16 protein-coding genes are annotated in these 12,407 nt (G+C 59.0%); 12 read left to right on the top strand and 4 right to left on the bottom strand.

Going from position 1 to position 12,407, the window contains the following annotated elements:
• Window positions 1–109: 109 nt before the first annotated feature.
• The 4 genes from ABOK31_RS27325 to queE all read left to right on the top strand — a co-directional run bounded on the left by ABOK31_RS27325 (window position 110) and on the right by queE (window position 3,175).
• Window positions 110–1,216, top strand: coding sequence for an aldo/keto reductase (locus tag ABOK31_RS27325; RefSeq protein ID WP_349959913.1), 1,107 nt, complete (start codon window positions 110–112; stop codon window positions 1,214–1,216).
• A 167-nt stretch (window positions 1,217–1,383) separates the two neighbouring features.
• Entirely contained in the window at window positions 1,384–2,094 is a 711-nt protein-coding gene (gene queC / locus ABOK31_RS27320; RefSeq protein ID WP_174171804.1) for a 7-cyano-7-deazaguanine synthase QueC, read from the top strand.
• Window positions 2,094–2,450 (top strand): 6-carboxytetrahydropterin synthase QueD, encoded by a 357-nt coding sequence (gene queD / locus ABOK31_RS27315; protein ID WP_174171803.1) that lies wholly within the window; start codon window positions 2,094–2,096, stop codon window positions 2,448–2,450. The genes queC and queD overlap by 1 nt, the downstream gene beginning before the upstream one ends.
• Window positions 2,447–3,175 carry a 7-carboxy-7-deazaguanine synthase QueE gene (gene queE / locus ABOK31_RS27310; protein ID WP_349959911.1) on the top strand — a complete coding sequence of 243 codons (729 nt, stop codon included), beginning with the start codon at window positions 2,447–2,449 and terminating at the stop codon, window positions 3,173–3,175. The genes queD and queE overlap by 4 nt, the downstream gene beginning before the upstream one ends.
• Window positions 3,176–3,270: 95 nt before the next feature.
• Here queE and ABOK31_RS27305 read toward each other — a convergent pair whose 3' ends face one another.
• Window positions 3,271–3,627, bottom strand: coding sequence for a metalloregulator ArsR/SmtB family transcription factor (locus ABOK31_RS27305; RefSeq protein ID WP_092719518.1), 357 nt, complete (start codon window positions 3,625–3,627; stop codon window positions 3,271–3,273).
• A gap of 327 nt (window positions 3,628–3,954) precedes the next feature.
• On the opposite strand from ABOK31_RS27305, the gene ABOK31_RS27300 reads away from it, so the two are divergent.
• Window positions 3,955–4,158, top strand: a complete 204-nt coding sequence (locus ABOK31_RS27300; protein ID WP_174171801.1) for a hypothetical protein — start codon at window positions 3,955–3,957, stop codon at window positions 4,156–4,158.
• A 188-nt stretch (window positions 4,159–4,346) separates the two neighbouring features.
• Here the strand turns inward: ABOK31_RS27300 and ABOK31_RS27295 are convergent, their stop codons facing one another.
• Window positions 4,347–5,237: an SMP-30/gluconolactonase/LRE family protein gene (locus ABOK31_RS27295; protein WP_349959909.1), complete on the bottom strand. Its 891-nt coding sequence runs from the start codon at window positions 5,235–5,237 to the stop codon at window positions 4,347–4,349.
• A gap of 90 nt (window positions 5,238–5,327) precedes the next feature.
• On the opposite strand from ABOK31_RS27295, the gene ABOK31_RS27290 reads away from it, so the two are divergent.
• Window positions 5,328–5,747 carry a heme-binding protein gene (locus tag ABOK31_RS27290; protein WP_349959908.1) on the top strand — a complete coding sequence of 140 codons (420 nt, stop codon included), beginning with the start codon at window positions 5,328–5,330 and terminating at the stop codon, window positions 5,745–5,747.
• 63 nt (window positions 5,748–5,810) lie between these two features.
• Here the strand turns inward: ABOK31_RS27290 and ABOK31_RS27285 are convergent, their stop codons facing one another.
• A complete protein-coding gene (locus ABOK31_RS27285; RefSeq protein WP_349959907.1) occupies window positions 5,811–6,842 on the bottom strand; it encodes an L-idonate 5-dehydrogenase in 1,032 nt (343 codons plus the stop codon).
• Between the two features lie 10 nt (window positions 6,843–6,852).
• Window positions 6,853–7,800 (bottom strand): 2-hydroxyacid dehydrogenase, encoded by a 948-nt coding sequence (locus ABOK31_RS27280; RefSeq protein WP_349959905.1) that lies wholly within the window; start codon window positions 7,798–7,800, stop codon window positions 6,853–6,855.
• Between the two features lie 86 nt (window positions 7,801–7,886).
• Here ABOK31_RS27280 and ABOK31_RS27275 point away from each other — a divergent pair, with 86 nt between their 5' ends.
• The 6 genes from ABOK31_RS27275 to ABOK31_RS27250 all read left to right on the top strand — a co-directional run bounded on the left by ABOK31_RS27275 (window position 7,887) and on the right by ABOK31_RS27250 (window position 12,221).
• On the top strand, window positions 7,887–8,645 hold the full coding sequence (locus ABOK31_RS27275) for an SDR family oxidoreductase (protein WP_349959904.1): 759 nt from the start codon (window positions 7,887–7,889) through the stop codon (window positions 8,643–8,645).
• Window positions 8,614–9,156, top strand: a complete 543-nt coding sequence (locus ABOK31_RS27270; protein WP_174171795.1) for a gluconokinase — start codon at window positions 8,614–8,616, stop codon at window positions 9,154–9,156. Before ABOK31_RS27275 ends, ABOK31_RS27270 begins: the two co-directional genes overlap by 32 nt.
• Complete coding sequence (locus tag ABOK31_RS27265; RefSeq protein ID WP_174171794.1) at window positions 9,153–10,040, top strand: NAD(P)-dependent oxidoreductase; 888 nt, start codon at window positions 9,153–9,155, stop codon at window positions 10,038–10,040. The genes ABOK31_RS27270 and ABOK31_RS27265 overlap by 4 nt, the downstream gene beginning before the upstream one ends.
• A complete protein-coding gene (locus ABOK31_RS27260; RefSeq protein WP_174171793.1) occupies window positions 10,037–10,369 on the top strand; it encodes a hypothetical protein in 333 nt (110 codons plus the stop codon). Before ABOK31_RS27265 ends, ABOK31_RS27260 begins: the two co-directional genes overlap by 4 nt.
• 134 nt (window positions 10,370–10,503) lie before the next feature.
• The gene (locus ABOK31_RS27255) at window positions 10,504–11,523 is read left to right on the top strand and encodes a LacI family DNA-binding transcriptional regulator (protein ID WP_174171792.1); all 1,020 of its coding nucleotides are present in this window, start codon (window positions 10,504–10,506) and stop codon (window positions 11,521–11,523) included.
• Between the two features lie 239 nt (window positions 11,524–11,762).
• Entirely contained in the window at window positions 11,763–12,221 is a 459-nt protein-coding gene (locus tag ABOK31_RS27250; RefSeq protein ID WP_350019290.1) for a DUF1419 domain-containing protein, read from the top strand.
• Window positions 12,222–12,407 lie beyond the last annotated feature (186 nt).

Here is a 12,407-nt window from a genome sequence, read left to right as displayed (position 1 = left end):
TACATGATCTTATCGAATGGCTCGAGAACAGCGAACCTAAACACATCGCATCGTTGCGGGCCTGTTCGGGCGCCGAACACAGCCCGGTTAGCCAAAAAGGAGCATAGCGATGACCATGGAATTTTACACGCTGGGCAATAGTGGGCTGAAGGTAACGCGGCTTGCCCTTGGCACCATGACCTTCGGCACCGAATGGGGTTGGGGGGCAGACAAGGCGGCGGCGCGGGCGATCTTCAATGCCTATGTCGATGCCGGCGGCAATTTCTTCGACACCGCGGATGCCTATACGGGCGGCACGTCCGAGGCTTGGCTTGGTGAGTTCATCGCTGAGCGGGGCTTGCGTGACGATGCCGTCATCGCAACCAAATTCACCATGAACCTTACCGCACAAACGCCGAATGCGGCCGGCAATGGCCGCAAGAATATCCTGCGAGCCGTCGAGGGGTCGCTGAAGCGGCTCAACACGGATTACATCGATCTCTACCTCATGCATTGCTGGGATCGCCTGACACCGCCGGAGGAGGTGATGCGCACCTTCGACGACCTCGTCCGCGCGGGCAAGGTGCGCCACATTGGCTTGTCCGATGTTCCCGCATGGTACGCCAGCCGGGCCCAGGCAGTCGCCGAACATCGCGGCTACGAGCCGATCTCAGCCCTTCAGCTCGAATATTCGCTGGCCGAGCGCAACATCGAAAATGAGTTCGTGCCGTTCGGAACGCGTTACGGCGCCGGCATCATGGCCTGGAGCCCGCTTGCGAGCGGTCTGCTCAGCGGTAAATATCATCCAAGCAGCAAAGGAGAGACCGCCGGCCGGCTCGAAACGGTGCGTGGCACCACCAATCCCGGCTTCCAGAAATTCAACGAGCGCAACTGGGCGATCGTCGCCGAGTTGGAGAAGGTGGCAGCCGAGCTTGGCCGCAGCATGGCGCAGGTGGCGGTCAATTGGGCGATGACCCAGCCTGGCCTTGCCTCGATCATCATCGGTGCTACGAAACTGGAACAACTGAGGGACAATCTCGGCGCCCTGGAATTTCAAATACCGTCCGAGCTGCGACGGCGTCTGGACGAGGTCAGCGCCCTGCAGCCAATTTTCCCTTATTCCTTCTTCGGATCGGAGATTCAGGGCAGCCTGACCGGCGGTCAAACGGTCGGCGGCAAGCCGGCAGGTTACTATCCGGATCTGAATATTTCCGGGAAGTTTGCGGGTGTCAGCTGACGGCCTCGCGAATAGGGCAGCACGCCGATAGGTGTCGGCGTGCTTTCATGAAATGATGTGGGGTGCCTTGTTTCCTCCCGGTTCCGCTGCTAGAGACCCGGCCGTGGCTTCGAAAAGCCATGAAATCCGGTCGCAGCCCACCCGGTCAAAACAAGGGATCATACATTATGAAGACTATCGTCATCTGCTCCGGCGGATTGGACTCTGTTTCGCTCGCCCACAAGGTCGCAGCCGAACATCAGCTTATCGGACTCGTCTCCTTCGACTACGGCCAGCGGCATCGCAAGGAAGTGGAATTCGCTGCAGCCTGCGCCAGGCGCCTCGGCGTATCGCATGAGATCATCGACATCACCGCCATCGGCAAGCACTTGACCGGATCGGCGCTCACCGATGACATCGAGGTGCCGGACGGGCACTATGCCGAGGAAACCATGAAGGCGACGGTCGTGCCGAACCGCAATGCGATCATGCTCGCGATCGCCTTCGGGCTTGCGGCCGCGCAAAAGGCGGATGCGGTTGCCGTTGCGGTTCATGGCGGCGATCATTTCATCTATCCCGACTGTCGGCCGGGTTTCATCGACGCCTTTCAGCAAATGCAGAACCATGCGCTTGAGGGCTATGCCAGCGTTTCGCTTTACGCACCCTATGTGACGATTTCCAAGGCGGATATCGTTACCGACGGTGCCCGGCATCGAACCCCCTTTGCCGAAACCTGGTCCTGCTATAAGGGCGGGAAACGTCATTGCGGCCGCTGCGGCACCTGCGTCGAGCGGCGCGAAGCCTTTCATCTCGCCGGCATTGCGGATCCGACCGAATACGAGGATGCCGATTTCTGGGTTGCCGCGACATCAGGCTTTTCGGCCGACGAGGTGAAGTGATGTACCGCATCACCAAGGAATTCCACTTCTCCGCCTCGCATCAACTCTCGCATCTGCCTGACGATCATCAGTGCGCGCGCATGCACGGGCACAACTATATCGTCGTGGTGGAGCTTTCGGCCGCAGAGCTCGACCAGAACGGCTTCGTGCGTGACTATCACGAGCTACAGCCGCTGAAGCGCTACATCGACGAGACCTTCGATCATCGCCATCTGAATGACGTCTTGGGGCATGATCGGGTTACGTCGGAATATCTCGCCAAACATTTCTATGACTGGTGCAAGGGACGCTTGCCGCAGACTTCTGCCGTGCGGGTCAGCGAGACGCCGAAGACCTGGGCGGAATACCGGCCATGAGCGAAGCGCGCATTCGCGTCAGCGAGATCTTCGGGCCGACGATCCAGGGCGAGGGGATCCTGATCGGCCTTCCCACGATTTTTGTTCGTACCGGCGGCTGCGATTATCGCTGCTCCTGGTGCGATACACTGCATGCGGTCGATAGCGACTATCGCGACCAATGGCGGTCGATGTCGGTCGACGAGATCTGGCAAGAGGTGACGAGACTTTCCGGCGGCAAGCCGCTCACCATTTCGCTTTCCGGCGGCAATCCCGCCATCCAGCCGCTCGGCCAGCTGATTGCCCGCGGTCATGCCGAGGGATATCGTTTCGCGCTGGAGACGCAAGCCAGCCTGGCCAAGGAGTGGTTTGCCGAACTTGACGTGCTTGTGCTCAGCCCGAAGCCGCCATCAAGCGGCATGGCGACGGATTGGGCCGCTTTCGACGATTGTCTGCGCATGGCAGGCGAAAGGCCGCAAATCGCCCTGAAGATCGTCATATTCGATGATCTCGACTATGAATATGCGCGAGAGGCGGCCGCTCGCTATTCACATCTGCCTGTTTATCTGCAGCCCGGCAATCACACGCCGCCGCCAGCCGATGCGGAAGATGCCCTTGTCGATATCGACGGCATTGTCGAGCGAATGCGCTGGCTTGTGGAAAAGGTCGGTAGTGACCGATGGTTCGAAGCAAGGGTGCTACCGCAATTGCATGTGATCATCTGGGGAAACAGGCGCGGCGTTTGAGCAATTGCGGTCGGGCCATATCGTGCCTACGCCATCCATCGGCATCCGAAATTGCATTTGGTGGCCGAAACCAGCAAAGCCGCATCGACGCTATGTCATGATTTTTCGTCGTGATCGTCGTTATCGCCGGTGGTCGATCTCGCCGGCTTGAGTTCTGCATCGAAAATCCCGGCAAGTGTCTTCAAAATCTGCAGGACACCGGGATGATCGCAGGTATAATATCTGAACTGCGCCTGGCGGCGCACTTTCACGATACCGGAATGATGCAGGCGGGTTAGGTGCTGACTGAGTGCCGATTGCGATATGCCCAGCTTCTTGGCCAGACTGTTCACATCTTCCTCATGGCCGGACAGATGAATACAGACCTCCAGGCGCTTGGGATTGGAGAGCTGGCTGAGAAGATCTGCATGATAGATGAGACGCTCGTCTTCTGTGGACTGATCTGAGTACATCGCGCGGCCAATCATTGGTGTTACACTATAGAGCCTCCAGCATCGCGAGACTATAAACGCAAAAGTTGCAAAATTATGGTCTAAATTATTGCAAAAAAGTTGCGCGTTCGCGGAGCAAACGGCCCTCCCACTTAGGCTGATCGCAATTGATCAACCCTTCCTTAGCCGACAACTAGGGTCCTATTGTATTTTGGGAATATGTCGCCGCAATCGATTTGCGATTAATCTGTAACAAAATCGAACGAACTGCCTTGTTTTTGTCCGGCTTTTGACATCGCAGTGCTAATTAAGCGGTCTATCTTCTGGGCTAACGAACAGGAGGTAACCATGACCCAAAGGGACTTGACGATCGCCGAAGTTCTTAAAGATCCGCTGATCCGCCAGGTCATGCGCGCAGATCGCATATCCGTCACCCGGATGGCGGAGCTGCTGCAGGACGCTGCGCGCAGGCAAGAACGCACCTTGTCCGCCAATCTTGCGTCGATCGCACATGTGGCAGCGCGTTCCGTACCGCAAGCCGACTTGCGTTGATATTCCACCATCCGACAGCGACAATCGCCAGATGATCCCGGCGATTGTCGTTGCAGCATTTCCGTTTATAGGCCTCTCTACCGGTGTCCATGCGGCCCAAGAGCGCTGCCTTTTCCGGAGCCTCGATAAAGCTGTCTCATTGCGGCGGCGCTCTACGGATCGTTTCCGAGTGCGATCGCAGCTTGGCATTAAAGTGCGCCGCTTCGATTGAGCGAGATCGCGTAGACGCTGGTGGTTCCCGTCATGAAGAGCTTGTGCTTGCCGCGTCCGCCGAAGCACAGGTTGGAGACCGTTTCCGGCACCAGGATCTTGCCCATGAGATGACCGTCTGGCGCGATGCAATGGACACCGTCCGCTGCCGACGACCAGAGATTGCCATCGCTGTCGAGTCGCATGCCGTCAGCGCAGCCCGGTGAGATCACATGAAATACCTCGCCGCCGGACAGCCGCCAGTTTTCGCCGACATTGAAGACCCGGATATGCTGCGGATCGTTACCATGCATACGGCCGGTATCGGCGACATAAAGCTTCTTCTCGTCGGGGCTGAAGGCGAGCCCGTTCGGGCAGTTGAAATCCGTCAGGACCGCCTGCATGGAGCCGGCGGGATCGACGCGATAGACATTGCAGGGCAGCTCCTGCTCATTCCTGTATCCTTCGTAATCCGTCGCGATGCCGTAATGCGGATCGGTGAACCAGATGGCGCCATCCGAGGCGACGATCACGTCGTTCGGAGAATTCAGGCGTTTGCCCTGATAGCGATCCGCGATGACCGTGATCGATCCGTCATATTCCGTGCGCGTCACGCGCCTGCCGCCATGCTCGCAGCTCACAAGCCGGCCCTGCCGGTCACGCGTATGGCCGTTCGAAAAATTCGAAGGCTCGCGAAAGACGCTGGTGCCGAGTCCCGGTATCCAGCGCATGATGCGGTTGTTGGGAATATCGGAGAAGAGCAGGCAGTTCAGATCTCCGAACCAGACAGGCCCTTCCACCCAGTCGAAACCGGTGGTGATCTGCTTGACGGGGGCATTGCCAAGAACAAATTTCCCGAAGGCTGGATCCATGGTCTCGAAGAACGACATTGTAACAATACCTCCCATAAGGTTACATCGAGAGATCGATGTGTTATCGATAACATATTCAATTGAGTCCGCAAGTCGGGAGGATAGTGCATGAGCCATGTTCTGACGTCGAGTGTCTTGAGCGACGAAGGGGTGATGACGTTGTTGACCGCTGCGATCTCGGCTGCTTCGCAGATGGGGCAGCCGCAATGCATCGTCATCGTCGATCAATCCGGCGTGATGCTTGGTTCTTTCCGCATGCGCGGTTCGCGTTTTCAGTCGCTGAAAAGCGCCACCGCCAAGGCGCAGACGGCTGCTTCCATCGGCGGGCCGAGCCATTCGCTGCCGGAACATGCGCGAGTGCCGCTGGCAATCGCTACCCATGGCGGGATGACGGGTTTGCGCGGAGGCTTGCCGATCCGTGTCGGCGGCACGCTTCTCGGCGGTATCGGTGTCGGTTCGGGTTCCGGAGAGCAGGACGAGCAAGTTGCCCGCGCTGCCCTTGATGCTATCGGCGCCGATCTCGACTAGATCGGATGAGAGCGCGAAATCCATCTTCGTTTTCGATCGGATGGATTTCGCGCCGCTTTCAGTTCAGGTGAAGGCGATCTGTGCCTTCATGGCCTTGCTTCGATCCGAAGCGATCTCGAAGGCGCTGATCGCGTCGGCAAGCGGTACCGTATGGGTAATGAGCGGCCGCACATCGATGAGACGCTTGCGCATCAGATCGACGCCGACGGCAAACTCCTCGTGAAAGCGGAAAGAGCCGCGCAATTCCAGTTCCTTGGCCGTGATCGCCAACATCGGCAGGCTCATGTCGCCGCCGATACCAAGCTGGACGATGATCCCTCGCGGTCTCAATGCCGCAATGCCGCCGGCAAGGGCAGCAGCAGCGCCCGAGCATTCGTAGAGCACATCGAAAGTGCCCTTGTCCGCAGAATAGGCGGCAAGCGCTTCGGGCTCGTCCTTCGTATTGATGACCCTGTCGGCGCCCGCTTGCCTGGCAAGCGACAAAGTGAAATCCGAAAGGTCGGTCGCCACGATCTCGACGGCACCTGCGCGGCGTGCGGCCAGGATCGAGAGCACGCCGATCGGGCCGCAGCCGGTCACGAGAACGCGCTTGCCGAGCATCTCGCCCGCGCGCCGGGTGGCGTGGAGCGTGACGGCCAAGGGTTCCGCCATGGCCGCTTCACCCGGCGTCAGGCCATCGGCCGGCACGCATTGGATGGCATCGGCGACGAGCGTCTCGCGGAACGCACCCTGGATGTGCGGGAAGGGCATGGCGCTGCCATAAAAGCGCATGTTGAGGCATTGATTGGGCAGCCCCTGCAGGCAGTAGCGGCAGGTCCGGCAGGGGCGGGAGGGGGAAACGGCAACAAGCTGGCCGACCTCGAGGCCTTGCACGCCAGGCCCGAGCGCGGTCACGGTAGCGCTGACCTCGTGCCCAAGGATCATCGGCTCCTTCAGGCGCACGGTGCCGAAGCCGCCGTGATGGTAGTAATGCAGGTCGCTGCCGCAGACGCCGCCGGTTGCGAGCTTAAGCTTGACTTCTCCCGCGCCCGGTTCTTCCTCCGGATAGTCCTCGATCCGCACATCCTTGGCGGCGTGGGCGATGATGGCCTTCATGTCTTTCTCCTCAAAGAACGGGTGTCGGCAGAGCCTGGCCGGCGAAATGCGCGGCGAGATTGTCGCGCACCAGCTGACCCATGGCCTTGCGTGTCTCCACCGTGCCGGAGGCATGGTGAGGCTGCAGCAGCACATTGTTCAGCGCCAAGAACCGCGGATTGAGCTTCGGCTCGCCTTCGAAGACGTCAAGGGCGGCCGATCCGAGCTTGCCGGTCTCCAGCGCGTCAAGCAGTGCCTCCTCGTCTATATTGGAGGCTCTGGAGATGTTGATCAACATGCCTTCCGGGCCGAGGGCCTCGATCACCTTCTCACCGACAATATGCCGTGTCGCGGCTGAAGCGGCGAGCGTAACGAACAGGAAATCCGATTGTGTCGCGAGCTCGACGGGATCTGCCACGAAGGTCATGTCGGAGGCGTAAGCTTTCGCCTCGACGTCCGAATAGGCAATCTGCATGTCGAAGCCCTTCAGGCGTTTGGCAACTTCGAAACCGATGCGGCCAAGACCGAGCACGCCGGCACGCCGTCCCCAGACGCGGCGCTTAAGCGGGTAAAGCCCCTTCTCGGTCCAGCTGCCGTCACGCACCCATGTTTCCGCACCGATCATGCCGCGCGACAGGCAGAGCATCATCGCAATCCCCAGATCTGCGACGTCATTGGTCAGGACATCGGGCGTGTTGGTGACGCGAATGCCACGCTCGCGGCAGGCTTGCAGGTCGACGGCGTCGAAGCCGACGCCATAAACGGAAATGACTTCCAGCTTAGGGCAGGCCTCGATCATGGCGCGATTGGCGCCAAGCTCGCCGCGCGTAGCAATGCCCCTGATCGATGGTCCGACCTCGGAGAGCAATTTTTCCTTGTCGGCAGCCTCGAAATAGCGATGAACCTGAAACGCCGCGTCGAGTGGCTCTTGATCCCATTGTGGATAGGGGCCAATCTGCAGGATCGGTGGCTTGTTCATCTTACACGTCCTCCCTTGACATCAAATGTTATCGATAACATAAACAAGGGAGGCGACCATTGTCGAGATAAAAAACGGAGGAAACGATGTCTCTTGGTCTTTTCGATCTGAAAGGGCGGCGCGCCCTGGTGACGGGTTCTTCCCAAGGTATCGGGCTTGCGCTCGCCAGGGGTCTTGCGGCTGCTGGCGCCGAACTGGTGCTCAACGGTCGCGACAAGGAAAAACTTGCCAAGGCGGCTGAAGGCTTTGCAGGCAAGGTGCATGTGCTGCCGTTCGACGCCACTGATCACGAGGCCGCGCGTCAGGCTGTCGATGCCTTTGAGGCTGAGATCGGTGCAATCGACATTCTCGTCAACAATGCCGGTATGCAGTTTCGCACACCGCTGGAGGACTTTCCCGCCGATGCCTTCGAGCGGCTTCTGCGCACGAACATCTCGAGCGTCTTCAATGTCGGCCAGGCGGTCGCGCGGCATATGATCAAGCGCGGCGCCGGAAAGATCATCAATATCGCCAGCGTGCAAACGGCGCTGGCGCGGCCATCGATCGCGCCCTATACGGCAACCAAGGGTGCCGTTGGCAATCTGACCAAGGGCATGGCAACGGACTGGGCCAAGCATGGGCTGCAATGCAACGCCATTGCGCCCGGTTATTTCGATACGCCATTGAACGCAGCCCTCGTTGCCGACGCGGATTTCTCGGCATGGCTCGAAAAGCGTACGCCGGCCGGCCGCTGGGGCCGCGTCGACGAATTGGTCGGCGCCTGCATCTTCCTTGCCTCCGATGCCTCCTCCTTCGTCAACGGTCATGTGCTCTATGTCGACGGCGGCATCACAGCTTCACTCTGATGGCGCGGCACTGCGCCGCTTCGTCGTCATGGGCGTCAGCGGCTGCGGCAAGTCGTCGGTTGGCTTAGCGCTCGCGCAGCGCCTTGCCGGCATCTATGTCGATGGGGATGATCTTCATCCCGCAGCCAATGTTGCCAGGATGAGTGCCGGCATTCCTTTGACGGATGCCGATCGATGGCCCTGGCTCGACAAGATCGGTCAATGCCTGGCTTTGGCGGATGATACGGCGCTGATCGGATGTTCGGCACTGAAGCGCATCTATCGCGACCGGATCCGCGAGGTTGTCGGTGCGCCGGTTTCGTTCATCCATCTCGCCGGTTCAAGGGAAACTATCCTGAGGCGTCTGCAGGCAAGGCGCGATCATTTCATGCCGCCGGCGTTGCTTGACAGCCAATTTGCCGCGCTCGAGCCGCCCGGAGCCGACGAACTCGCGATCACCGTCGATATCGATCGGCCGCTGGATGTCGTCGTTGCGGCCATCATTGCAAGCTTGGAGGAAACGCAATTATGAGCAACAAGGTAGCGCTGATCGGCGCAGGCGCAATGGGCGGAGCGATCGGCGCTCGCCTGGCGGAGACCGGCAATCAGCTGACGGTTTTCGATCTCGACAAGGATAAGGTTGCGGCTCTGACGGCAAAAGGCGCTACGGCTGCCGCCAGTGCGGCCGCAGCGGCAGCCATTTCCGATTTTGTCGTCCTCAGCCTCAATTCCCCGAGGATCGTCCATGCCGCCGTATTCGGACCCGAAGGTGTTGCCGCAGGTGCAAGAGCAGGCACGCTGATCATCGATATGTCGTCGATCGATCCCGATGCGACGAAGGCACTATCGGCCGAAGCGGCAGAAAAGGGATTGCGCTGGGTGGATAGCCCGCTTTCCGGTGGGGCGCCGAAGGCTTTGATCGGACAGTTGACATTGATGGCCGGCGGCAGCGAGCAGGATGTCGCGGACGCGCATCAAGTCCTGCGCCATGTGGCCTCGAACTATACACATATGGGTCCTGTCGGTGCGGGCCAGACGACGAAGCTCATCAATCAGGTTCTTTGCGCGTTGAATTTCCTCGCCGTCGCGGAAGCCACCCAACTGGCGCTCGATGCCGGCGTCGATGCAGCGAAAATCCCGCAGGCGCTGAAGGGCGGGCGGGCCGACAGTGCCATTCTGCAGGAATATATGCCGCGCTATGTCGCCAGGGATTATCGCCGCACCGGCCGGATCGACAATATGGTCAAGGATCTGAACGGCGCTCAGGATCTGGCCCGTAGGACCAATACCGCCATGCCGCTGACGGCCGTCTGTGCCGAGATACACCGCATGCTGACGGCGTCCGGGCTCGGCGGTGAAGATCAGGCTGCATTGATGGAATTCTTCAAAGGGCCGAACAAGGAGATCGCCGGATGATTACACGATATGCACTATTCGAAGGCAAGGTCAGGGAAGGGGAGGCAGAGGCGTTTCGAACGGCTGTCATGGAAACCATCCTGCCGAAGTGGAAGCAGTTTCCGGGTGCCCTCGACGTGCGGGTTACCTTTGCTGAGGCGCGCGATGAAGGCGCCCCGGAGTTCCCGATGATTTTGGCCGTGAACTATCCGGACATGGCCGCCGTGGAGAAGGCCCTTGCAAGCCCGGCGCGCACCGAGGCACGGGCGGCGACGGAGGAGGTTCTCTCGCGCTTTTTCGAAGGACGCATCCATCATCATGTGACGCTGGCACATGAGTTCCAGCTATAGACCCCCATCGGACGACGCTTTCCGATGCGCAGCGCCAGTGGCGTTTTGCTCGCATGGCGGGATACCTGAAACCGCCTCTTGCCATTCTGGGAAGAGGCATATTACTCTGATGGTAACGATAACATAGGCCATTGATGAGTAACGATCGCAAAACGCCTACCATGGCAGACATAGCCCGCGTCATGGGAGTTTCTCCCATGACGGTGTCGCGCGCCTTCAAGGCCGACAGCCTGGTCAGCCCGGAGACACGCGAAGCCATCCTGAAGGCGGCGGAGGAGCTGGGCTATGTCTTCGATAGCACGGCTTCCAATCTGCGCTCGCAAAAGTCTGGCTTTGTTGCCGTCACCATTCCTTCCATCAACAATGCCAATTTCGCGGATACGGTCGGCGGCCTCTCGGACACCCTGTCCAAGCGGGACATGCAGATCCTGCTTGGCTACACGAACTACAATGTCGAGGAGGAGGAGCGGCTGATCGAGCAGCTGCTTCGCCGCAAGCCGCAGGCGATCGTCGTGACCGGCGGCACGCATACGGAGCGCGCTCGCAGACTTCTGCAGACCGTTGCGATCCCCGTGATCGAGACCTGGGATATCCCGACAGATCCGATCGGCCACTATGTCGGTTTTTCGAACAGGGCCGTCATGCGCGATATGGTCGATCATTTCGTTGCACTCGGCTGTCGTCGCATCGCCTTCATCGGGGGTGATGTTCAGCGAGATTCACGCGGCAGCGAACGCAGGCTGGGATTCATTGCGGCGATGCAGGCGCATGGCCTTGATGCGTCGAGATTAATCGCAGCCGGATCGCCGCCGATCTCGATGCGGGAAGGCGCCGACGCCATGGCGAAGCTGATCGGGCTCTATCCCGACACGGACGCCATCGTCTGTGTCTCTGACCTTGCCGCCTACGGTGCACTTACCGAATGTCGTCGGCTCGCAATTCCTGTGCCTGATCGCTTTTCCATCGGCGGTTTTGGCAATTATGAGATCGGAGAGGTCTGCGTGCCGACATTGACGACGATCAACGCTTTTGCGCGCGAGATCGGCGAGCGGACTGCGCAATTGATCCTGGATATCCTCGATGGAGTAGAGCAGGCGGGCAATGTTAAAATTTCCCCGCAGCTGATTGCCCGCGATAGCAGTCGCGCGCCTTAACCTTTGCCAGCGAAACCGCCAAACCTGCAACCTACCCCGCTGTTGATTGTGTTCCGATTCCAGCAGGTGCGGACGACAACATCGGATCGTGAAAGGCTGAATGCATATATCGTCGGCACCGAAGCCCATCGACGTTTCAGCCCGTTTCAATTTCCTTGAAATGCTCGTCTGCCGATCTAGTTTATCGCTCTTACTATTTTGGTCCGAGCAGGTGGTCACTGCACGGGACACCCAGCTGGTTGAATTTGTTAAGTGCGATTACGATGTTGAGTCATCCGCCATTTCGTAAAGTTTTCCCAAGAGTTGCCAGTCGTTCCGATATTTTGGTCCTATTAAATCGTTATGATCAGCAATCTTTTCAGAAGCACTACATCGACACGGCTTACGCAGGTGAGTGGTTTGAAATAGGCAAGGCCGAATACGAGCATATGCTGAATACCCGGCCTCCGATTTTCGTTCGACCGGGTGCCTTTTCGGTATCAGAGTTCAAAGGCGGAACCGTTGCCATGGTTCTCATTACATTGAACGTCATCGCCGACGAGCGGTGGTTTATGGGATTTTGCGATCTTCGAGTATTGAATTGCCCTGAAATGCTGAGGGAGGCCATTGTTGCCTGCGAAACGAATAGGCATTTCCGTCAGCTCGGCCATCAAAATAGCGCCGCGCATCTCGTGGCGGAAAACCCCTTATGCTTCTAACGTCGAGAAATCCGCGCCATTTGGCACTCTCTTGGGATAAACAATCTACTCCATCGCGGCTGACTTCCAAAAGCCGTGATGCATATAGAAAGCCAGATCAGCTTTGATCCTGGCTGCCGGATGGCGGATGGATCACGACATAGATGCATCCGTATAGGCAGCGGCGCTTATGACAGGTGCGCCACA

Source organism: Rhizobium sp. ZPR4 (assembly GCF_040215725.1).
Lineage (GTDB): Bacteria > Pseudomonadota > Alphaproteobacteria > Rhizobiales > Rhizobiaceae > Rhizobium > Rhizobium rhizogenes_D.
Note: the sequence above shows the minus strand (reverse complement) of the source record. Positions and strands in the feature narration are given on the sequence as shown.

Excerpts from the sequence above, each read along its gene's own strand:
- ABOK31_RS27325 (WP_349959913.1), top strand. The coding sequence starts at position 110 with ATGACCATGGAATTTTACACGCTGGGCAATAGTGGGCTGAAGGTAACG.
- ABOK31_RS27270 (WP_174171795.1), top strand. The coding sequence starts at position 8,614 with ATGTCGACGGCGGCATCACAGCTTCACTCTGATGGCGCGGCACTGCGC.
- ABOK31_RS27255 (WP_174171792.1), top strand. The coding sequence starts at position 10,504 with ATGAGTAACGATCGCAAAACGCCTACCATGGCAGACATAGCCCGCGTC.
- queE (WP_349959911.1), top strand. The coding sequence starts at position 2,447 with ATGAGCGAAGCGCGCATTCGCGTCAGCGAGATCTTCGGGCCGACGATC.
- ABOK31_RS27300 (WP_174171801.1), top strand. The coding sequence starts at position 3,955 with ATGACCCAAAGGGACTTGACGATCGCCGAAGTTCTTAAAGATCCGCTG.
- ABOK31_RS27285 (WP_349959907.1), bottom strand. The coding sequence starts at position 6,842 with ATGAAGGCCATCATCGCCCACGCCGCCAAGGATGTGCGGATCGAGGAC.
- queC (WP_174171804.1), top strand. The coding sequence starts at position 1,384 with ATGAAGACTATCGTCATCTGCTCCGGCGGATTGGACTCTGTTTCGCTC.
- ABOK31_RS27260 (WP_174171793.1), top strand. The coding sequence starts at position 10,037 with ATGATTACACGATATGCACTATTCGAAGGCAAGGTCAGGGAAGGGGAG.
- ABOK31_RS27305 (WP_092719518.1), bottom strand. The coding sequence starts at position 3,627 with ATGTACTCAGATCAGTCCACAGAAGACGAGCGTCTCATCTATCATGCA.
- queD (WP_174171803.1), top strand. The coding sequence starts at position 2,094 with ATGTACCGCATCACCAAGGAATTCCACTTCTCCGCCTCGCATCAACTC.
- ABOK31_RS27280 (WP_349959905.1), bottom strand. The coding sequence starts at position 7,800 with ATGAACAAGCCACCGATCCTGCAGATTGGCCCCTATCCACAATGGGAT.
- ABOK31_RS27265 (WP_174171794.1), top strand. The coding sequence starts at position 9,153 with ATGAGCAACAAGGTAGCGCTGATCGGCGCAGGCGCAATGGGCGGAGCG.
- ABOK31_RS27295 (WP_349959909.1), bottom strand. The coding sequence starts at position 5,237 with ATGTCGTTCTTCGAGACCATGGATCCAGCCTTCGGGAAATTTGTTCTT.
- ABOK31_RS27275 (WP_349959904.1), top strand. The coding sequence starts at position 7,887 with ATGTCTCTTGGTCTTTTCGATCTGAAAGGGCGGCGCGCCCTGGTGACG.
- ABOK31_RS27290 (WP_349959908.1), top strand. The coding sequence starts at position 5,328 with ATGAGCCATGTTCTGACGTCGAGTGTCTTGAGCGACGAAGGGGTGATG.